The organism is Paraburkholderia sp. CI3 (genome assembly GCF_050436505.1).
Taxonomy (GTDB): domain Bacteria; phylum Pseudomonadota; class Gammaproteobacteria; order Burkholderiales; family Burkholderiaceae; genus Paraburkholderia; species Paraburkholderia tuberum.
The window spans coordinates 460,593-479,933 of sequence record NZ_JBNDMI010000001.1 but is presented as its reverse complement, the minus strand read 5'-3'; the positions used below and the strand labels follow the sequence as shown (position 1 = coordinate 479,933).

The window sequence follows — 19,341 nt, the reverse complement described above, 5'->3', positions numbered from 1 at the left end:
CCTAAAGGAGCACACAGCATGAAGATCGCGTTCGCCACCCAGGACAGGCAGTTCGTCGATGCGCATTTTGGCTGGGCGAGGAGCATCGTCACCTACGACGTCACACCGGACGGCTACCAGTTCGTCGAGGCGTTCGACTTTGGTGGCAAGCTCGAAGAGGACGGCGACGAGGACAAGCTCGCGCCCAAGCTCGAAGCCGTCAAGGATTGCGCGATCCTGTACGTCGCCGCAATCGGCGGCTCGGCCGCGGCTCGAGTGGTTGCGCTGAAGATTCACCCGATCAAGGTGCCGCGGCCCGAGTCCATCGAGGAGACTCTCGGCAAGTTGCAACAGGTGCTGAAGGGCACGCCGCCGCCGTGGCTGCGCAAGGCGCTGGCGAAGGATGGCGAACGTGTATACGACTTTGAAGACGATGAGGTATCCCATGGCTGAAACATCCGCAATTCCGTCCAAGGCCAGCGACGAAATGCTGCTGGTCGCACCGTTCGTGCAGCAGCTCGTCAAGCAGTTGCGCGCGCAGGACACCCACGGCGTGTGGGACGGAAAGACCGACCTGCAACTGCTCAAGCCGTACATCCACACGCCGGAGGAACGCCGCGCGATTCCGATCATGGGCGACCCCGACCCCGAAACGCTGTGGCGGCTCGAGCTTTTCTATAGCGCGATTGCGGTGGCGATCGAGCGTGAGACCGGCCAAATGGTTTCGCCGATGATGAAGATGAGCCACGAGGGCTTCGGCCGCATGGTGTTGATCGCGGGGCGGCTCGTTGTCGTCAACACGCAGTTGCGCGACGTACACCGGTTCGGCTTCGCTTCGCTGGAGAAGCTCGCCCAGGCGGGCGCAAAGCTTCTCGACGAAGCGGTCGAGGTGATCCGGATGTACCCCGCCGTCGCACAGTACGGCGCCTGAAGGAATCGCGAGGGGACCGAGACGATGAGCACCGATGCCGATGAACTCAAGGCGCACCTGAAGAAACTCAACGCGCAAGCGACCCGGGCGAAGTTGGACCTGCACGACCTCTCAGAGGAACTCCCGATCAACTGGGAGAACATTCTCGCTGTCGCCCAGCGCTGCCATGACGCCCACGCCGCGCTGATGGCAGCCCGCAAGGCTGCCGCTGCGGCAGCGGCCTGAACCAGCGAAGCCATGGAGCCACATCATGAGCGAGACCTTCAGCGTTACGCTGCCGAGCGGCGCCACCTGGACGCCGACGTTCGTCAACAGGCTCGACGAAGAAAAATGCATTGGTTGCGGACGTTGTTTCCGCGTCTGTCCGCGTGGCGTGCTGCAACTCGTCGGGCTTAACGAGGACGGCGCGCACATCGCACTGGACGGCGACGACGAAGACGACGACGAGTACGAGAAGAAGGTAATGATTATCGTGCATCGGGAACTGTGCGTCGGCTGCACCGCGTGCGCGAAGATCTGCCCGAAAAAGTGCTACACGCACGCGGCGGCCGTTCTCTGAGCGATGCCGCGATGGACGCCTATGCAACCCTGATGGCGTGTGCGGTGGATGCGGGCGATCCCACCGTGCTGGCACTGGCCGGCGTGCTGTCGAGCGGGTTCGAGCACCACGGCGTCGATGTGCTGCCGATGCGCGGACTGGACGCCGATCAGACGCGCCGAATGCTCGCGCGCTGGTTCCCGGGTGCCGGGCCGGCGCTCGGTCTTACGTGCGTCTTGTCGCCCGCCACGATGCCGCGTGACGACGAACTGGAAGACCTGGTGGCATTGCTCAATCACCATGCCGATCCGCGCGCCGGCCCGGCAGACGAGGCGAACTGCGTGGCCCATGCATTGGCCTGCGCGAGCCTCGGGCAAAACCACCTTTGGCAAGACCTGCTTCTGCCGTCGCGGCGCGAGTTGTCCGCATTGATCAGCCACTGGTTTCCGCGGCTGGCCGCGAAGAATACGCATGACATGAAGTGGAAGAAGTTCTTCTACAAGCAACTGTGCGAGCGCGAGGGCCTGTTTATCTGCAAGGCGCCGAGTTGTGGCGTCTGTTCGGACCACGCGCTTTGCTTTGGAGCGGAGTAGGCAGCACGCGTCGGTCACCGCTTCGATTGTGTCGCGTCGCGGGTGGCCGACTTCGTGGTCGAGTCCCGCGGCGGGCTGCTGTATTACGGCGAGCGGCATGCGCATCTGCAGGCGGGCTCCGGGCCGCCGTTGCTGCTTGACGAAGAGGGCCGCGAACCCTGGCTGATTCAACTTTGGCACGCGTTCGACGACGTCGGTTTCCCGCCCGCGCTGCGCGCCGACTTCTGGGGCTGGGCGAAGCCGCTGTCCGAGCATCGGCTGGCGCCGCACGCGCGTCATGCCGGCCGGACGCGCTACACGAACGACGCTGTGCGTAGCTGGTTTCTCACCCCGGCAGCGGGCGAACGGTTCGCGGGCCATGTCACGAGGCGCTCTCCATGAGACCCATGCCGCCTGCCGTTGCCGTAACGGTGCGATCCGAAGCGCAGCCCGTCATGAATCAGAACCGCGGCACATGCCTTCCCGACAGCAGTGCGAGCCTGTCGCTGGAGCGCGCGCGGGCACATGTCGCGAGCCTGCAGCACGAGTTGTTCGCGGTTGAGCAGGCGCTGCTCGACGACCGCGCATTGACGCGCGCATTGAGCGGGCGTCGATGGGTTTATGTGGGCGGGCGGCCAAGCATCAACGCCGTGCTGCGTGCGCTGGTGGAGGCGGCCGGAGGCGAGTTCGTTCATCACACCGGGACCATCGACGACGATAGCCGTGCCGAAGGCTTCGAGGCTTTGCTGTCAGGCGCCCACCGGGTGCTGTGCCCATTGGATCTGATCGACCCGGACTCGCTGGTCGCGCTGCGGCGATTGTGCGCGCGTCACCGCGCGCCGTGGTCCGCTTTGCGTTCGTCGAGCGTGACGAGCTTCATCGCGGGCGTGTTGCGGGCTCGGCCTGCCCAGCCGCACGGCGGCGTGGTCGCAGCGTCGCGCTTCTGCCTGAGGCATGGCTGACGTCGTCATGACTTTACGTACCGCGAGATGTGGGCGCAAAACTTGCCTTTGACGTGGCCTTTCCACGAGAGGGCCTGCCATGTCGGATTCCGCACAACGCTACGGCCTTTTCCTCAACGTCGAGAACCCCGACGGCGACGCGCGCGATGCGCTGACGCAAACCGTGCGTAATGCGCCGGCCGCCCAAACGTTCGGCTACCACGAGGTGTGGCTCGCCGACCATCGCTGGCATTAAGACATGAGGCGTCGACGTAACAGCGCCACCGACAGGAAGAACGGCAACACCGTGCAAATGCAGAGAGCGCCAGTATGCACGGCAACACTGCCCACCGGGCGTCCGAGCATCGCGGGACGGATAAGGTCGACGGAATGTGCGAGCGGCAAGAAGCGCGCTACGTCGCAAAAAACGGCAGGTAGCTTACTGATCGGGAAGATCACGCCGCTCAGGAGCACCATGGGCGTGAGAACGAGCGTTTGATAGAACACGAAGTAATCGTGACTGGGTGCAAGCGCCGTGAGGATCATCGCCAGACTCGCGAAGGCGAGGCCAGTCAGGGCGATGGCAGGCAATGCATAGAGAATGGATGACCACGCTGCATAACCCAGCACGGTGGCTACCACCATGACGGCGATGCCGGCAAAAAAGGCCCTGGTGGCGGCCCATGCCAGTTCACCGAGAACGATATCGCCGAGCGTGAGCCGTGTACACAGGATCGCTTCCCACATGCGCTGAACATGCATGCGAGAGAAAGCTGCGTAAATCGTTTCGAAGGTCGCGGAGGTCATCGCGCTCGTGGCGACCATACCCGCCGCGAGAAACGCGATATAAGACGCGCCGTCGACGCGACCTACCATTATCCCGAAACCAAAGCCGAGGCCGAACAGATAAATCATAGGATCGGCAAGGTTACCGAGAATCGAGGCAAACGCGACTTTTTTCCATGCCAGATAGTTGTGGCGCCACACTGCAACCCAGTTCCACACGTTCGCGGGCAGGGCCGCTGCATAAAACTCTCTCATCGTTTACTCCTTCATCCCGCGCCCGGTTAACTGCAAAAAGACATCCTCGAGATTTGCTGGACGCTGTAAAAGGCGCAGCGCCGCGCGCCCGCGCAACTGTACACACACCCGTTCCGGATCGGACACATAGCAGAAGAGGGTCTCACCACTGACCTCGATACGCTGCGCGTGCGGCGCGATCAACGCGCGCAGCTCATGCGGATTGCCGCCGTGGACCTCGACCACGTGGCTCCCGATCTGTTCTTCGATCAGCACGCGAGTCCCGCCTTCGGCGATCTTTCGCCCCTCCTCCAGCACACACAGTCGGTCGCACAACCGCTCGGCTTCTTCCATGAAATGGGTGGTCAAGAGGATCGTCTTGCCGCGCGCCAACAGGGAACGCAGGCTTTCCCAGATCAGGTGGCGCGCATGCGGGTCGAGACCCGTTGTAGGCTCGTCCATGACCAACAACTGTGGATCGTTGATCAGCGCGCGTGCCAGCATCAGCCGCCGCTTCATGCCGCCGGATAGTTCGGTGACGCGCGCATCGACCTTGCTTTCGAGGCAAGCGAATTCGAGCAGCGACGGCACGACCGCTTCAATTTCACGTGTGCTCATGCCGAAGTAGCGCCCAAACACCAGAAGGTTCTCGCGCACGGTGAACCCGGGCTCGAGGTTGTCGAATTGCGGCACCACGCCAATGCTCATACGTGCCGAGCGAGCGCGCGCCGGCACTGGCTCCCCGAGCACGATGATCTTGCCTGCGTCGGGCGGCGCCATGCCGAGAACCATACGCACCGTCGTGCTCTTGCCCGCGCCATTTGGCCCTAGCAGACCGAAGCACTCTCCAGGCGCGACGCTGAACGACAATCCGTCGACTACGATCTTGTCGCCATATGACTTCCTTACGCCGGTGAAGCTGATTGCTGCTTTGGACATGGAGATAAGAAGGAAAATTACGCACTCGTCTTAGAGAAAAAGAAGCCGTTCTGCTGCCGCGGCCCGATCGAAAACGCCCTGGTCGATGGAAGATCCTTGCCTGCCAAGCGAGAGAGTTACTGACAATGGAGTACCAGGATTTCGGTGAATGCACTGGCGTTGGGAAGACGACAATCGAGCCTTTGCGTGAGACGATCGCACTCAAGCGGACCAGTGCCGATGGTGGGCGGTGCTGGTTTGGCGCAATATTCGAGATCTATATGTAGGATTAACTAATTGTCATCGAATGCTTCGTCAGACGTCGCTAATGTTGAAGAATCACACGCGTGATCCTGCCGACGGTGCGGAGTCGCAGCTCTTGACGCTGAAGTCGCGTTCGGCTTTGTAGCCGGATTCGGAGTATCGACCTGTTTTTCACGAACGTTCGATGCGTTGCCTGCAGAGCCACGGGACAGCCAATCGCTATTGCTCAATGTACACAGCGCATAGACTTTCAGGGGGAGCAAGAGAAAGAGGTTGATGGGTGTGTGAAGAGAAAAGCCAAGAAATCGAATCTGGCGAGCGCGAACCGAAGCCACGCTACAGCGGATCATGGTCAATGATGCGATTATCAGGGCAGTCCACCACGGCACTGTCGCTGTCAATGCGAGCTGCGCGAGCCCCGCTAGAACCGATAAGGCGAGAAATAGCGAGCCCAGATTCAGTCCGATCACGTCCAGCGTAAGGTAGCGATCGAGACAGGGCAGTAGGCGCAGCGAAAGCAACGTGTCCCGATACGTACTGCGCGCCCAGCGCAGTTGTTGGCGCAGATACGCCCCCAGTCTGTCCGGAACCACTGTCGCCGCAATGGCGTCCGGAACGTACTCGGTGCGATAACCTGCCGCCAGCATGAGAATCGTGAGATGGCGGTCCTCGCCGAAGTCGCTTGGTTTCCCGCGAAAAAGTTGCGTCTCGTACTGATCTAGCAGCAAAAGGAGCGCGGACCGGCGGTACATGGTACACGGACCACAGCAACACATAACAGCGCCGAAGCGAGCCTGTGCGGCGCGTTCTTCGTTGCAAGCTAACCAGTACTCCATATCGATCAGACGGGTCAACCAGGTGTCGCTCCGGTTGCTGGCCGTCAACTGCCCCATGGCGGCGCCTATCGTCGCGTCTCGCATTGTCAATACGAGCTTCTTGACGACATCGGGCGCCAGCGTCGTGTCCGAGTCGACGTTAAGCACCAGTTCCCCGGATGAAGAGCGTATCGCGGCGATCTGTGCCTTGCGCTTTCCCATATTTTGGGGAAGCGTAATCAAGTTGAACCTCGGGTCGCGCGTGTAGGCATCGTATACCGGCCTCACGGCGTCGAGATTGCCAGAGCCGTCGTCGACCACATAGACGTTCAGGCATCCTGCATAGTCTTGAGCCGCGATGGACTCCAGGCACCTCCGAAGCGTGCGCGGGTCCTCGTTAAAGCACGGCACGATGACGTCCACGTCCAGCAGAAAGTTGGGGGCGGCGGCATTGGGCGACTTCAGCGGACCACTCGTCGGTAGGCCATGGAGGGCCTGTGCGCTTTTGTAAACAGTCGAGAGTAGTGTATACAATAAAACCGGGGCAGTGCTGATTGCGGCAATGGCATTCATAGATGTCGGTTTGTTCAGTGTGGTTGGGGTAGCGAGCTGATTACAAATCCGCTCTCATGCAGTGCTGGAATCAGGCGGGAATGCGCCATGAGGGTTTGGTCGCGCAGCCCAGCATGACTGCACCGTCCTGACTCGCCGGGAGGACATCCGTCGTGCAAGAGCACAATTGCGCCAGGCCGGACAGAGGCCAGCACTGCGCTGACAATCGCGTCCACGCCGGCGAGACCAGTCTCGCGGGTCTACCGACCAGTGGAGGGGCGCCGGACCAGCGCTCGCTGACGTAGTGAGCACTGCTTCGGTCCACATGCCATACGGCGCACGCATATACCGCAGCGAAGCATGGGGGCTCGCCATCCTGATGACCCTGCTTGCCGTTAGTATTTCCTGTTGTACTTCGGTGGGTTCGCATCTGGACAGGTCCGGATGAGTCATCGTGTGGTCTGCGACCTCGTGCCCTTCTGCGATCATCCGTCGGATCAGCTTCGGCTGGTCCGCTGCGTACGCGCCGATAACGCAGAATGTTGCCGGAACCCGGAATGGCCCGAGTAAATCGAGCAAATTCGGTATGAAAAAGGAATTGGTACTGTCGTCAAAGGTTAAGTAGACGTCGCGACATCCGGCGCGATCGTGGCACTCGTCGCGTGCCTCGGATACGCAATTGAGGGCCTTCACAGCTCTGGACCGTTTCGTTCAATTATCGAGCCAGTAGGCCGATCCGCGGTCGATAGTCCCAACCGAAAGGCTGCGACGGGCACGGCTCCGGTAAGCTTAGGTAGCGCGTCGAGAGATACATCTAAATGTATGGTCATCATGGAGACACGTCTAAACATTGTCGTACTACTTATAAATTTGAAGTATTCGATCAATCAACTTCGATTCCGATTTCCGCAACGAGAGGCTTCACTGTGCAACACAAAAATTGATTTGTAAAATCGATTGCGTTGATGCCTTGCATCTATAGCGTGGATATGTTGAGAAATGGGTTTTAAGGGTTTCGATCTAAATCTGCTCGTTGCGCTCGAGCGCATAGACCAATCCGCTGGCGTTAAGGGAGCTCCGTTTTTGGAGCGACCGACGATGCCGGCTCATCGGACAACCATGCGCAAAATCAAGGAAGGACTCCGCCTGAAGTGGGCATGCGATCTCACGCACCGCCAGCGTGCGGGGCGCCCTCAGCGTCGGTCTGGGGACGATCACGCAGTATCTTCAGCTTGCCGCAGCGGCAGGACTGGGCTGGGCGTCGGTCGAACATCTGGAAGTAGACGAGCTTGAGCGGCGCGTCCTGTCGCTCGCGTCGTCACCTTTGCGGTACTCGACTGCGAAAGTCATATCAGTATCTGGTCGTGGTCATGCGCAGATTGCTCTGTCACAAAGGATCATTTAGGCGCGACACGACAGGTAGAGCACACTTGCAATGATTATGACCGTTCCGAGTGCTACCTGTAGAGAAATGACCTCCCCCCAAATCAAATAGTCGAAAATGATTGCCCATACAATGCTAAGGTAACCAAATGAGGCGACGATTGGGGTGGCTACAGTCGCGACTGCGATCGTTAGCATAAGTTGCGCTACACCTGCAGTCAGCCCAAATAGAACCATGTACCCGAAATCCCTTAGATCTGGCGTTACCCAAGCGACGGGAAGTGACACTCCGCTAACAATCGTCGCTATGATTGTGTAATAGAAGACGATTGTCGCTGGCTCGTCAGTTCGCGAGAGTCTCTTGACTTGGATGACTGAACCGGCGCTAAACATAGCACTTAGCAGAATTAGAATCATTGCGCGCAGCGACGCGCCATTGGCGCTAAATGGTGAGGAGGCGACCGCGACTCCCACGAATCCGGACATCGACGCTATCGCCGTAGGTAGACGAAAACGCTCACCCAAGAACACGATCCCGAAAAAGCAGACAAAGATTGCTTCTGTCTCCTTCAGCGTTACAGCAGTTGATAAAGGCAGATATGGCACGCCGGCAATGAAAAATCCTACTGCGGCAAGCCCTGTGACGGCTCTGATGAAATGACCGCCTAAGCGATATATCGTGAGTTCCTTCCATTGAATGCGGCGAGTCCCGAACACGAACGCGGCGGGAATTAATCCGGATAGCATCCGAAAGAACATCATCTCGTTCGCCGGATATCTTGCCGGAATGAGCCTCGCAACCGCATTGCTTATTGCGAAGAGAAGAATCGCGTAGAACATGAACGCAATCCCGCGCAGCTTTCTAAATCGTGTGCGAAAAAGCCGATTTTCGGTTGCCAACTTGTAGCCAGACTGCTCCGATGTCTCAAAAGAATCGTGACTTATATGAGGATTTCCTAACGTGACACGATTCAAACCGACATACCGCAGAAAGCAGAATTTCGTTGTGCGCGTCATCACGAAAAGTTTTCTCATGTTGCGAAGGTCCCGCGAAAAAGGAGTGCCAGCGCGATCGCGTGTGGTAACGAAGCCCACACGGCGCATACCGGCTAACTGTCGGGGCCATTTCAGCGTGGACGGAATTGAGCCGCGTTACGGGACGTCGCGGTTTGTCGAAAAATCCCAGGTCGGATAGCTGTCTGCATGCAGCTTTCGCACCATGTCGGCCTCAAAGCTCGAAATCCCCGGTGAACGAACTTTTGGCGCATTTCGCGAAATTGCCTCGGCTGATATGGCCGACGTCGGATTCCCGACAGACGGCGCGCGGTTTGTCGCAAGCGGTGCCTTCGTGTCCCGTCCTGGCGCGCGATTGGGTCTGTAACACTTCACGACGGATGACCCAGTCGCGCAGCGTCGGCTACTACGCGACGACAAATGGAATGAACGCCCCTACGTACAGAGCGGGAGGCTCTATTGGAGGTGTTCGCGGGCCTACGGCACCAGGGCGCCAAATTGAAGATCATTGAGATGTATCCGTCAGCGGAACTCGTGTTGTAAGAAGCTCGCACCAACATACCTACGCGATCCGAGTGCCAAAACACCGTTTTGGCCTTATAACCTTTCCGCACAGATGATTGTTCAGCGGTGGTTAATACGCATTGCCTTACAAACACGTCGAGATTCGGACAGATCTAACTCAAGATGCTGGATTTGTAACGTTCGCGACATGATCTGCACTGGACGAGGAATCGCGTCTTGTTCTCCTCACCACATTAACCGGTATATGAGCCGTTTAAAAAGGTGGCCTCGTTCCGCGGTGGCACGTTCGTTGCGTGCCGTCGTCGTGCTAACGCACAACTACTGATCGGCGTTCAGCCTTGCATGACGTCGCAATATTGGGTGGCGTCACAGAAAACTTCTGTTTGTTTATGCGGAGAGGACATGCCATTAAGGTTTCCAGTTTCAATCATCGGTGCCGGAAATTGTGGATGCGCTTTCGCGGCCGATTTGGCTAGTCGTGGATTCGAAGTTCTCCTTTACGGGAAGCCAGATCATCGTCGTAATATTGATGCGATCCGAGCGAACGGTCGCTTGTTGGCTAGCATGGCTATCACGGGTGAGTTTTATCCGACTGTAACTACTGATATGGATGAGGCCGTAAACTTCTCGCGTTTTCTCGTGATTGCTGTTCCAGCATACGCGCATGACGATCTCATTGGTGATCTAAAAGGTTTCGATTTGAGTCGACATGTCATCATAGTCAATAATGCCAATTTCTTTTCCCCAATGGGTTCAAGAGAGCTAAACCCGCAGGCAGTTCTGGAGACAAATTCCTCGCCCTATGCGTCGTCGGTCAGGGACGGCGAAGTCCGGATCACTGGAATTAAGAATTGTTTGCCGATTGCTGCTTTTTCGAACGCCATGGATGAGAAACAGTTATCGCAAATCACCGCAATCTTTCCGGAAAGGCTCTTGTGGTGGGATAACATTTTCGCAATTGGAATGCAGTCGAATAATGGTGTCATCCATCCTGTCGGGGGTATTTTAAATACGGGATGGATAGAAAGTACAAAAGGAGATTTTTTCTTCTATCGTGACGGGATCTCACCCTCTGTCGGAAGGGTCATAGAGGCGTTGGACAATGAGCGATTGAAAATCGGAGAGGCTTTCGGTTTTCGACTGCCGACAGTCCTCGAGGAAATGATCGGCTTTTACGGCGGAGATTGTGCCAACTTCTCCGATTTCGCTTTCCAATCGAAAACTCATAACTCCACGAAGGTCAAAACGCCTAATCGTATGCAACATAGATATATATGTGAAGATATTCCATATATCCTGGTCCCGTGGTACGAACTCGGCGCCAGAGTGGGCATAGAGTCTCGGGCAATCAAAGCCGTGATTGAAATCGCTTCCTCCATCAACGGCGTTAACTATTTTCAAACTGGCCGTAATCTGAAGCGCCTCGGTGTAGACCACATGTCGAAGGCGGAGCTTTTGCGATTCGTAGATAGCGCGACTTTCCGATTGCCGTTAGCTTCGGCTACCAAGAAGTGACCGGATCCATCGGGTAACTTGAATCGCCTTCGGAATCGTGGAGGCCGCCTGGTTTAAGTCGATACCGGCTGCAACAGTATTGTTGAATTGCCGGTAGTAGTTTGCTTCAGCATCGTCAGGCGGGGCGGGATATGGTTGAGCCGTTCCATCACCCTATGGCAGTTGGGCGCCGAAGAAAGGGCCGACGCAGGCACGCGCTGATGCGACGAACGCGCGCCTACATGTGCAAGCGCAAACACACTCGCAGGAGATCACCGCGGAGGGCCGGCATGTGGGTGCGCTTGTGAGGACGCTCTCCGCTTCTGTAGGAACCGGGCTGGCGCAAGGCGCCGCCCAACAGGTTCGCTCGGAACGTGGACGAACGCCAATCGAGCGATATCTGGCCCGGTTTAGAATTTATGACGCAGGCCGACGCGCGCAACCACCTGATTGCGATTCGACGATACGTCATCGGCCACCGGCACAAAGGCGAAGTCGAGGGCGCTGCCAGTACGGTCACCACCGACGTGCTGATACGCACTCTGTACATAGACGTCCGTGCGCTTTGACAGTGAGTAATCAGCCATCAGCCCCGCAGTTTCGTAATTCGGCTGTAGCTTTCCAGTGGTGGCGTTGAAACCGCTCAGGGTGTACGTATACATCGCCCCGACGAAGAAGGCTGGCGTGAACTGGTACTTGCCGTTGATTTCGAAATTCTGGTAACGCAGGTTGGAAAGCGTGCCCGAGGCTGGCGTAATCTTGCCGACGTATCCCGAAGACACCGGATCGGCGACGAAGGTATTCGAATACGAGATGCCCACGTTGGCCGAACCAAACGTGTAGGTTGCCCCCGCGCCGAAGATGCGCAGCTTGTTCCCCAGAAAATTTTCATCCGCAGCGGGATTGTTCCCGATTGCACCACCGGCGGTGGACGACTGGTTGTTCGCCTGCAGATAGGCGGCTTCCAGCAGCAGGCCGCCTATGACGTATTGGACGCCCATGCTGTACGCGCGATTGTTGGCGAAGTTGGTGTCGTTGCTAAAGCTGTACGTGCCGCCAAATTTAAAGCCGGCAATCTCGGGGCTTGTGTACTTGACAGTATTGTTGACACGGAAGGTGTTGTCCGTGTTGTCATTGTCGTACGGATGGGAGAACATGCCCCCGCCCCATGTGCCATTCGCCGTCGTTTGAGCCAGATAGTTGACGACGGAGTCGTACTGTCGACCGAGAGTAACCGTCCCGTATTGGTTGGATGCGACGCCGACCCACGCCTGTCGCCCAAACATCAGGCCACCCTGACCGAGCTTGCCATTATTGACATTAAAGCCGCTCTCCAACTGGAAAACTGCCTTGAGACCGCCGCCGAGATCCTCCGCTCCCTTCAAGCCCCAACGACTCCCTTGGACCGTACCGCTCTGGAGCTCGAACAGCTTGTCGCCACCGACGTTATTCGTATAGTTGATTCCTTCATCGATCAGACCGTAGAGCGTCACCGTGCTTTGGGCCATTGCGGGAGCTGCGGCGGCTGACATCACGAAAGCTGCAAAAATTTTGATTTTCATTGAGGTCTCCAAACCTTATATTGTGGGTCTCGATGCTTTTTTATGCGCAACCCTGGGTCGGGCACGCGGTCTGTTTTGCTGGGCAGTTGACGTCGATTAACTGCCGTAAATGTCGAACGTGAAGTACTTCTTTGCAATTCGGTTATACGTCCCGTCCTTGCGGAGACTGTCGATCGCACCGTTGATTGCTTCGAGCAGGGCCCTGTCACGCTTTCTCACACCGATGCTGACGCCGGGACCGAAGATGGCGGCGTCGTGGACGGCCGGACCTCGCGCGAAACCGAAATCACGACCCTGCCCAGATCGATGTCAAATCCAACGAGCTCGCCACTCGAGGTTGTCGACTCAATTGGCGGGTAAGCGCTGTCGACTCCGAATCAAGTTCCTTTCCATCGTACGCGAATGCCGCAACTGGAATGGACGTTGCGCACAGGGCGACCAGCAGCGTTTTAGTCTTCATTTTGGTTTCTCATAAACTCCAGGTCGGATTTGCGTCATAGTACTTCTGCTTCTATCGCGTCGGTGGCGTCGGACTCGGACGCCCATCGAGCGCCGCGCCGGATGTAATGGCATCTAGGTTGGAACGGCATAGCCGTCGACCACAAGCCTCTTGAGGGTGTCGATTTGAAGCGGTCCAATCTCGGGAAGAATGTCGTTGTCCGCCACAAAGTCCCGACCGTAACAAGCGCCGAGAATTACCACGCCGCCCTCGTGCAAGGGTGCTCTCACCCCAGCCAGTTCGGCGAGTCGAAGCGTCGGTACCAACCCGAACGGCACGTCTTCGAGCACGTAGCGCGTGGCGATGTCTCTCGGGCCGAGCGGATCACTCCCTTGCCGGACCAGTTGCTCCGATATTGCCGAAAGTGAGTCACCAACCACGCCAAAGGACAGCCTGCAATGATCAAAGGTCGTTCTCACTGACTTTCCGAATGCTGCTGCGATGGTAAGTCTCTCTTGGTCTAGAGCCTCAAGGAGCCTCCCGACTGTCGGTGTCAGATTGGAGTTTTGGCTCCAGCTTTCGCCCTTCTCAATACGGGTCAAGTTGGCTAGCGCAATACCCATGTGATCTTGCGGATTAATGTTGCTGAGCGTCAGCGTCAGCATGTCGTCCTTCAGTGCGAACCGGTCTCCGAAGAGTGAAACGCAAGTGGTATGAATCCGGTGGATGTGGCGGCTTGGAAATGCGGCCATGTCGACCTTGGCGCGGATCGTGCCTACCGTGATAGCTCTCGCAGACTGAGTCTTGCACGTTAGCACCGTGGTGCTCCACGCTGCTATGGGGATGACGAGCCCCCGCGCCGCAAGGCGCTGGGAAATGTAGAGAGCGGCAAATGAAAGATGAGCGCTGATGATTACGCTATGGTGTGCGCGGATATGAGGGATGATGCTGTCGAGGACGAATCGGTATCCGTAGGCCGGCAATGCCAAAATAATGACATCGGCGTCGCCAACATCTTCCGCTTTCCCGCAGACTTCCAAGTAGAACTCTCCCTCGACCGCTCCCTTCACGTGAAGGGGGAGTCCAGCAACGAAGTCTGCAGTCCGGGCTCCCGATGGAGACCAAACTTTCGGTTTATGTCCATTCTGTATGAGATACGCCGCATAACCCAAAGCGATTGCGCCGGCTCCCACGATTGTCACTTGCATCTACCTTTTACCTTGGAATAGTCCACTGGCCGTGCACGACCTGGGCGGTTATGTACTAAATTTCTCAGCCCAAGCCCGAACCCATCGTCTTTAGGAGAGGGCAAACGAAACGTTACGTAGACGTTCTTCGCATATGAGATAGCATCGATCTGCAAAACTACATTGAGTGTGGTGGGTTTTGGTGCTCAATGCGATGCTCTTACGTGCGAAAACACTATCGGTTGCAAGACAAGCGTTTGTCCTCGTAAAGGCTTTTATTGGCTGCATCAAACTGCGGCAGAAAAGGCAAGTTCCGTCTTATCCAGTGAGAAGCAAAGCTAATGGAGCTCAGAATAGAGAGGCAAAAATCTCGTGTCAAAGTCCGGTTTGATCGTGGATGTATTCTGGGAGGTTATGGGTGCGGAGTTGCCTTTAGGGAAGCGAGCAACTCAGGCAGTTCACCTCGCACCTTTGCTCCAAGCCATTTGTCTTCATCGTTTCAGCAACCTCTGCAGCTTCGTGATCTCCCGCGCTGGACGTCGAGATCAGTGCATCATTCGGTACGCTGCGCGTGGAAAGGGGCTTCGGTCCCGGACAAAAACGGCGTCCCGTCCGTAGTGCACCGACATATCCTCGCCTTTTTCCGGCGTTATGCAGAGACGATGTACTCGCCAATAGACCCTGCATTTTGTTAAATGCTCGGGAGAAAGCAATGCAGCGCTATAACCTTCTGGAATGTTGACGTTTGAAAATCGGACTTTGATTTTTCGACGAGACGCGCCTAACATGTCTCGTCACTCGAGTGAGCATCGGGAGGGTTGGCAGTAGCATCAGCGCACAATTGTTATTAAGGACGGTCGGGCGTCGCAGATCGGCGTAGATGTTGCCAGAGGTGGTCGGGTTCGGGTTACTTGCGAAAAAAAGCGGCATTCCGATTTTTCACGGCAAGTACTCGCATGCTCATTGACAAAGCTTCGAGTCCCCTTGGAGACGTTACGACCCGTCCGTCGTATCCGTGGCGACGACCAAGGGCTTCCATCGGATCCCTGGGCGGTCGCACGCGGTGCAATCATTTTGAACATGGATTTGTGCGTTACGCACGTTTGGTCGGTCACATAATTCTGGAACGTCATGAACAATCCTCCGCCTGATGACGAGCTTTCTCTGCAGCAAAGCACGATTCATCGTATTGCATCTTATGTCGTCGAAGCTCGCGGTAGGCGGGTGTCCGGGGTTGCCAGGGAATCTGCGCTAAAACGCATCCTCGACCTCTTATGCGCGGTGGGGGCAGGGGCTAGCGAGCCAGGTGCTGTCGCGATTCGCGCGACAGCATGTAAATATCTGGGATCGGGCGATATACCGATGTGGTTCACGGGAACGGGCAGTTCGGTCGTCGGTGCTGCGTGGGCGAATAGCGCGGCTGCGTCGATGCTAGATCTCGACGACGGGCATCGACGCGCGCGCGGGCACCCGGGCGCGGCGGTCATTCCGGTGGCCTTTGCGGTTGCGGCTGAAATGGGAGCCGGGCTGGAAGATTTGATTGCGTCAATTGTCATCGGTTATGAAGTCGGCGTATCGATCGCTGCGGCCCGTACAACATACGGTACGACAGGTACGTGGTCATCCTACGCAGTTGTCGCAACTGCCGCGGCCTTGAGGTGTGCCTCGTGTAGTGTAGTCGAGCATGCGTTGGCTATCGCAGGCGAAAGCGCGCCCAATTCGTCGTTCATGAGCGCGCCACCGCTCTCCTTCCCAACACCGGAGAGCAGCGACATTAAGGAAGGCATACCATGGTCCGTAGTGACCGGGATGCTCGCGCTCGATCTCGCAGAAGGCGGGTTCACCGGTCCCCGGAACATACTTGACAGCGGTCTGCTCTATAGGTTTGCCGACGTATCGCCCCTCGGGGAGTCTCTGCATATCTGCAACGCCTACTACAAGCTTTATTGCTGCTGCCGGCACGTTCACCCGCCCTTGGAAGCCACCCTGAGGCTGATCGAGCAATATCGACTCGACGCGAAGGCGATTGAGGCGATCGACATCGAGACGTACGGCGGCGCGCTGCGCATCGCGAATCAGACCTGCCCAGCTACCCTTGTTGACGTTCAGTACAGCATCCCTTATTGCGTGGCCCTCGCCGCCCTTGCGGGACGAGAGTCGCTTTTGCCCCTCACGATAGACTGCTTAACTTACGAGGGAGTGAGCGCACTCGCCAACAAGGTCTCGCTAACGGTCGACGCCGAAATTGATAAACAATTCCCTGCCAGAACACTCGCGCGAGTCACAATCGTGTGCGGGGGACGTCGGTATGTATCGGAGGTTACCGAGCCACGCGGCGAAGCCGGTGACTCCCTCTCTTGGGAAGAACTCAAGGCAAAGTACGTTGCGGCGACGCGGTTTCACGCCACTGGTGCGCAGCAGGAGCAACTGCTCGCCGCGGTTGAAGAACTGCGCTCAAAAGCTGACTTGGAGCCGTTAAAGGCCTGTATGAGTACTTCGTTCGAAAATAGTATTGCGCGTGCCGAATGCCTAAGAAGCTCTAGTAATATGATTTTTGGGGGGGGATAACTTCAAGCATTGAGGTTAGCCTCATCATCGTTTCGGTGATGAGACGCGCGTATCGGCCGGTGGCTTACTACGCTTCGCGCAACTCAATAGGCAAGACCCGCACGCAATCTCAAGGACATCCTCACGCGCCTGCCCACGAGGGCCAGCCCATCGCCGCATTATTGCCGCATCGCTGGCAGGCCGAGGCAAGCCAGCGCCTACCTCGCCCGTCAAGAGATCATTGGTCGCTTATGACATTGGTAGTCAAATTGCGGGCGCCCTGCCTATCGGCCGAAGGCAAACGAAAACCTTGGAACAATTTCGACCGTCAAGCGATCGTTAAATTCGATCGAAGAGTAAAAGGGGCTCGATCACGGAAGGTTCTGTGATGCGTTGGCGCCTGGAGACGGCCATTTTCGGAGGGGTGCGGCGGTCTCCTTGACATCAGAATGCTCGCATTGCGTATGCGGTGCAAATTGTGCCAAATCCAGAACGGGCACGCGACCGAAGTCTTGGGGCGCAACCTCAACATGCGCTCGTGCGACCCGCAAACGTACCCGATGTAACGCAAGGTGGTATAACCCGGAGGAATACCATCGTGTCTCAACTCGACTTTGACACCCAATTTGGGCATACGTATTCTGAGCTTATCCGCAATCGCTGGGCGCTGAGACGGGCGTAAATCGAGCGAACGACCGGCCGGCCGCCTTTTTTCGTCCGTCGAGTGTGCTTGGCGCTTCCATCGCGTTCATTGCAGGTCCGACAGCGCAAGGCAGTACAACGTTTAATTAATATCTATAACGATAATTCTTCTCAGGTTGACGTAAATGTCAAACCTGAGATGTTCAGTCATGAGGAGATGAGATGAAGGTGGCTAATGCACTTCGATCGGCGTACCAATCTGCGAGTTACGCCTTGTCAATGACCCCAGAGGCGGGCGGGACCACGATCGGCATGGTGGGCCATAAAACACCGGCTCTCGTAGCCGATGGCATATACAAAAGTTACGGCGTTCACGAAGTGCTCAAAGGGGTCTCGCTTCAGGCTGAGCGGGGCGACGTGATCTCGTTAATTGGTAGTTCTGGGTCGGGAAAAAGTACGTTTTTGCGATGCATGAATCTCCTTGAGATCCCTACCAGAGGCCGCATCGCGGTGGGGCAGCGCGAGATCAGCGTGGAAACCGACGCAACCGGTCGCGTCGTCGGGATGGATCGCAAGAAAGTTGACCAGATGCGCACGCAACTCGGTATGGTCTTCCAGGGCTTCAATTTGTGGTCCCATATGACCGTGCTGCAAAATGTGATGGAAGGGCCAGTCCATGTGCTGAAGCTGCCAAAGAACGAAGCGCGCGATAGGGCAATGGATTTCCTTGGGAAAGTTGGCGTTGCGGACAAGCACGCGTGTTACCCATCCGAGTTGTCTGGTGGGCAGCAGCAACGAGTAAGCATCGCGCGTGCGCTCGCGATGCAACCGGCTGCGCTCCTTTTCGACGAGCCGACCTCCGCACTCGATCCCGAATTAGTGGGAGAAGTGCTGAAAGTCATCAGGAAGTTGGCGGAAGAGGGGCGCACGATGATAGTCGTGACTCATGAGATGGGTTTTGCTCGTGATGTCTCCAACAAGATGATCTTTCTTGAAAGGGGACGCATTGAGGAAGAAGGGACGCCAGAAGAGGTTTTCAAAAATCCAGCATCGCCGAGATGTCGTGAATTTCTCTCGCGTGTACTTTGACTGACTTAAAACGCGATATTGAAATTCCGAGAATCGGAAAACGAAGAAGATAGGACATAGTCCAGGAGATGCTCATGAAGTTCCTGAAAATCGGCGCGCTTATTGGAATGCTGTCTGCTGCATTGATGCTCTGCGACCCTGTTATGGCCAAGGAGTACAAGAGAATCACGATTGGTACCGAAGCGTCGTATGCCCCGTATGCCTTCAAGGACAAGAGCGGCAAGATGGTTGGCTTTGAGATCGATGTAGCTAGCGACTTGTGCCGACGGATGGGATTGCACTGCGAAATCGTCGATCAGGCCTATGACAGCCTAATTCCCTCTCTCTTGTCCGGTCGGTTCGATTCAATTATGGCTGCAATAGGGATCACACCTGCCCGAGAAAAGGTTATCTCATTTTCCAGGCCGTACGTAACCACTCCGATGGTTTTCGTCACCACATCGGCGAGCGATCTAACCGCTCTCAAAATATCGCCATCAAATCTGAATTTAGACAAATTTGATGCTGATGAGGAGTCAGCGATAAAAAAAATCACCTCCGCTCTGAAGGGAAAAACCGTTGGGGTACAGGTGGGCAGCAACTTCGAGACATTCATGAAGAAGTTCATGCCGAGCGTGAGAGTTTCGACATATGACACCACGGATGACATGATGCTCGACTTGACGGCGGGGAGAATTGATGCGGGAATGGTTTCCTTCAATTTCCTCAAGCCGTTGATGGACAAGCCCGACGGCAAGAACCTGCGGACATTTGGCCCTAGTATGACGAACGGGCCGTTCGGCAGCCGAGTGGCCGTTGGATTTCGCAAAAATGACGATCAACTACGTGCGATGTTCGACAAGGCGATCGGGGAAGCAATTTCGGATGGCAGCCTGCGCAGACTTGCCATCAAGTGGTTCGGCTTCGACAATTCGCCGAAGGAATAGGTA

At 56.7% G+C, this 19,341-nt stretch carries 19 protein-coding genes and 1 pseudogene; 12 read left to right on the top strand and 8 right to left on the bottom strand.

Annotated elements, in window-relative coordinates:
• Nucleotides 1–18 precede the first annotated feature (18 nt).
• The 8 genes and pseudogenes from nifX to OKW29_RS02165 all read left to right on the top strand — a co-directional run bounded on the left by nifX (nt 19) and on the right by OKW29_RS02165 (nt 3,217).
• On the top strand, nt 19–432 hold the full coding sequence (gene nifX, locus OKW29_RS02200; RefSeq protein WP_184072356.1) for a nitrogen fixation protein NifX: 414 nt from the start codon (nt 19–21) through the stop codon (nt 430–432).
• Nucleotides 425–910: a NifX-associated nitrogen fixation protein gene (locus OKW29_RS02195; RefSeq protein ID WP_184072358.1), complete on the top strand. Its 486-nt coding sequence runs from the start codon at nt 425–427 to the stop codon at nt 908–910. Before nifX ends, OKW29_RS02195 begins: the two co-directional genes overlap by 8 nt.
• A gap of 24 nt (nt 911–934) precedes the next feature.
• Nucleotides 935–1,135, top strand: coding sequence for a CCE_0567 family metalloprotein (locus tag OKW29_RS02190; RefSeq protein WP_184038032.1), 201 nt, complete (start codon nt 935–937; stop codon nt 1,133–1,135).
• Nucleotides 1,136–1,160: 25 nt separating this feature from the next.
• Nucleotides 1,161–1,469, top strand: coding sequence for a ferredoxin III, nif-specific (gene fdxB, locus OKW29_RS02185; protein ID WP_184072360.1), 309 nt, complete (start codon nt 1,161–1,163; stop codon nt 1,467–1,469).
• An 11-nt stretch (nt 1,470–1,480) separates the two neighbouring features.
• The gene (locus OKW29_RS02180; RefSeq protein WP_429289802.1) at nt 1,481–2,041 is read left to right on the top strand and encodes a nitrogen fixation protein NifQ; all 561 of its coding nucleotides are present in this window, start codon (nt 1,481–1,483) and stop codon (nt 2,039–2,041) included.
• Nucleotides 2,042–2,044: 3 nt separating this feature from the next.
• Nucleotides 2,045–2,422 (top strand): annotated as a pseudogene (locus tag OKW29_RS02175) (hypothetical protein); the annotation flags it as partial.
• Between the two features lie 53 nt (nt 2,423–2,475).
• Nucleotides 2,476–2,982 (top strand): DUF2325 domain-containing protein, encoded by a 507-nt coding sequence (locus tag OKW29_RS02170; protein ID WP_260336626.1) that lies wholly within the window; start codon nt 2,476–2,478, stop codon nt 2,980–2,982.
• Nucleotides 2,983–3,061: 79 nt separating this feature from the next.
• Nucleotides 3,062–3,217 carry a hypothetical protein gene (locus OKW29_RS02165; RefSeq protein ID WP_429289801.1) on the top strand — a complete coding sequence of 52 codons (156 nt, stop codon included), beginning with the start codon at nt 3,062–3,064 and terminating at the stop codon, nt 3,215–3,217.
• Here OKW29_RS02165 and OKW29_RS02160 read toward each other — a convergent pair.
• From OKW29_RS02160 to OKW29_RS02140, 5 genes are all read right to left on the bottom strand, one after another.
• Nucleotides 3,214–4,002: an ABC transporter permease gene (locus tag OKW29_RS02160; protein ID WP_187629730.1), complete on the bottom strand. Its 789-nt coding sequence runs from the start codon at nt 4,000–4,002 to the stop codon at nt 3,214–3,216. The two genes, OKW29_RS02165 and OKW29_RS02160, sit on opposite strands and share 4 nt — an antisense overlap.
• A gap of 3 nt (nt 4,003–4,005) precedes the next feature.
• Nucleotides 4,006–4,920, bottom strand: coding sequence for a nodulation factor ABC transporter ATP-binding protein NodI (gene nodI / locus OKW29_RS02155; protein ID WP_184072400.1), 915 nt, complete (start codon nt 4,918–4,920; stop codon nt 4,006–4,008).
• Nucleotides 4,921–5,192: 272 nt separating this feature from the next.
• On the bottom strand, nt 5,193–6,551 hold the full coding sequence (gene nodC / locus OKW29_RS02150; protein WP_184072366.1) for a chitooligosaccharide synthase NodC: 1,359 nt from the start codon (nt 6,549–6,551) through the stop codon (nt 5,193–5,195).
• Between the two features lie 54 nt (nt 6,552–6,605).
• Entirely contained in the window at nt 6,606–7,223 is a 618-nt protein-coding gene (locus OKW29_RS02145; RefSeq protein WP_429289800.1) for a polysaccharide deacetylase family protein, read from the bottom strand.
• A gap of 708 nt (nt 7,224–7,931) precedes the next feature.
• Nucleotides 7,932–8,948, bottom strand: coding sequence for a DMT family transporter (locus OKW29_RS02140; RefSeq protein ID WP_429289799.1), 1,017 nt, complete (start codon nt 8,946–8,948; stop codon nt 7,932–7,934).
• Between the two features lie 906 nt (nt 8,949–9,854).
• On the opposite strand from OKW29_RS02140, the gene OKW29_RS02135 reads away from it, so the two are divergent.
• On the top strand, nt 9,855–10,967 hold the full coding sequence (locus OKW29_RS02135) for an NAD/NADP-dependent octopine/nopaline dehydrogenase family protein (RefSeq protein WP_184072370.1): 1,113 nt from the start codon (nt 9,855–9,857) through the stop codon (nt 10,965–10,967).
• Between the two features lie 389 nt (nt 10,968–11,356).
• Here OKW29_RS02135 and OKW29_RS02130 read toward each other — a convergent pair whose 3' ends face one another.
• From OKW29_RS02130 to OKW29_RS02120, 3 genes are all read right to left on the bottom strand, one after another.
• On the bottom strand, nt 11,357–12,508 hold the full coding sequence (locus OKW29_RS02130) for a porin (RefSeq protein WP_429289798.1): 1,152 nt from the start codon (nt 12,506–12,508) through the stop codon (nt 11,357–11,359).
• 96 nt (nt 12,509–12,604) lie between these two features.
• On the bottom strand, nt 12,605–12,754 hold the full coding sequence (locus tag OKW29_RS02125) for a transporter substrate-binding domain-containing protein (RefSeq protein ID WP_184072404.1): 150 nt from the start codon (nt 12,752–12,754) through the stop codon (nt 12,605–12,607).
• 327 nt (nt 12,755–13,081) lie between these two features.
• The gene (locus OKW29_RS02120; protein WP_429289797.1) at nt 13,082–14,155 is read right to left on the bottom strand and encodes an NAD/NADP octopine/nopaline dehydrogenase family protein; all 1,074 of its coding nucleotides are present in this window, start codon (nt 14,153–14,155) and stop codon (nt 13,082–13,084) included.
• 1,110 nt (nt 14,156–15,265) lie between these two features.
• Between OKW29_RS02120 and OKW29_RS02115 the strand changes: the two genes are divergently transcribed.
• The 3 genes from OKW29_RS02115 (at nt 15,266) to OKW29_RS02105 (ending at nt 19,338) form a co-directional block, all read left to right on the top strand.
• Nucleotides 15,266–16,702 (top strand): MmgE/PrpD family protein, encoded by a 1,437-nt coding sequence (locus OKW29_RS02115; RefSeq protein WP_429289796.1) that lies wholly within the window; start codon nt 15,266–15,268, stop codon nt 16,700–16,702.
• A 933-nt stretch (nt 16,703–17,635) separates the two neighbouring features.
• Nucleotides 17,636–18,412, top strand: a complete 777-nt coding sequence (locus tag OKW29_RS02110; protein WP_184072406.1) for an ABC transporter ATP-binding protein — start codon at nt 17,636–17,638, stop codon at nt 18,410–18,412.
• A gap of 74 nt (nt 18,413–18,486) precedes the next feature.
• Complete coding sequence (locus OKW29_RS02105; RefSeq protein ID WP_429289795.1) at nt 18,487–19,338, top strand: transporter substrate-binding domain-containing protein; 852 nt, start codon at nt 18,487–18,489, stop codon at nt 19,336–19,338.
• Nucleotides 19,339–19,341: the final 3 nt, after the last annotated feature.

What these genes read in the sequence shown, in the direction of transcription:
- nifX (WP_184072356.1), top strand. Translation starts at nt 19, where the DNA reads ATGAAGATCGCGTTCGCCACCCAGGACAGGCAGTTCGTCGATGCGCAT.
- OKW29_RS02195 (WP_184072358.1), top strand. Translation starts at nt 425, where the DNA reads ATGGCTGAAACATCCGCAATTCCGTCCAAGGCCAGCGACGAAATGCTG.
- OKW29_RS02190 (WP_184038032.1), top strand. Translation starts at nt 935, where the DNA reads ATGAGCACCGATGCCGATGAACTCAAGGCGCACCTGAAGAAACTCAAC.
- fdxB (WP_184072360.1), top strand. Translation starts at nt 1,161, where the DNA reads ATGAGCGAGACCTTCAGCGTTACGCTGCCGAGCGGCGCCACCTGGACG.
- OKW29_RS02180 (WP_429289802.1), top strand. Translation starts at nt 1,481, where the DNA reads ATGGACGCCTATGCAACCCTGATGGCGTGTGCGGTGGATGCGGGCGAT.
- OKW29_RS02170 (WP_260336626.1), top strand. Translation starts at nt 2,476, where the DNA reads ATGAATCAGAACCGCGGCACATGCCTTCCCGACAGCAGTGCGAGCCTG.
- OKW29_RS02165 (WP_429289801.1), top strand. Translation starts at nt 3,062, where the DNA reads ATGTCGGATTCCGCACAACGCTACGGCCTTTTCCTCAACGTCGAGAAC.
- OKW29_RS02160 (WP_187629730.1), bottom strand. Translation starts at nt 4,002, where the DNA reads ATGAGAGAGTTTTATGCAGCGGCCCTGCCCGCGAACGTGTGGAACTGG.
- nodI (WP_184072400.1), bottom strand. Translation starts at nt 4,920, where the DNA reads ATGTCCAAAGCAGCAATCAGCTTCACCGGCGTAAGGAAGTCATATGGC.
- nodC (WP_184072366.1), bottom strand. Translation starts at nt 6,551, where the DNA reads ATGAATGCCATTGCCGCAATCAGCACTGCCCCGGTTTTATTGTATACA.
- OKW29_RS02140 (WP_429289799.1), bottom strand. Translation starts at nt 8,948, where the DNA reads ATGAGAAAACTTTTCGTGATGACGCGCACAACGAAATTCTGCTTTCTG.
- OKW29_RS02135 (WP_184072370.1), top strand. Translation starts at nt 9,855, where the DNA reads ATGCCATTAAGGTTTCCAGTTTCAATCATCGGTGCCGGAAATTGTGGA.
- OKW29_RS02130 (WP_429289798.1), bottom strand. Translation starts at nt 12,508, where the DNA reads ATGAAAATCAAAATTTTTGCAGCTTTCGTGATGTCAGCCGCCGCAGCT.
- OKW29_RS02120 (WP_429289797.1), bottom strand. Translation starts at nt 14,155, where the DNA reads ATGCAAGTGACAATCGTGGGAGCCGGCGCAATCGCTTTGGGTTATGCG.
- OKW29_RS02115 (WP_429289796.1), top strand. Translation starts at nt 15,266, where the DNA reads ATGAACAATCCTCCGCCTGATGACGAGCTTTCTCTGCAGCAAAGCACG.
- OKW29_RS02110 (WP_184072406.1), top strand. Translation starts at nt 17,636, where the DNA reads ATGGTGGGCCATAAAACACCGGCTCTCGTAGCCGATGGCATATACAAA.
- OKW29_RS02105 (WP_429289795.1), top strand. Translation starts at nt 18,487, where the DNA reads ATGAAGTTCCTGAAAATCGGCGCGCTTATTGGAATGCTGTCTGCTGCA.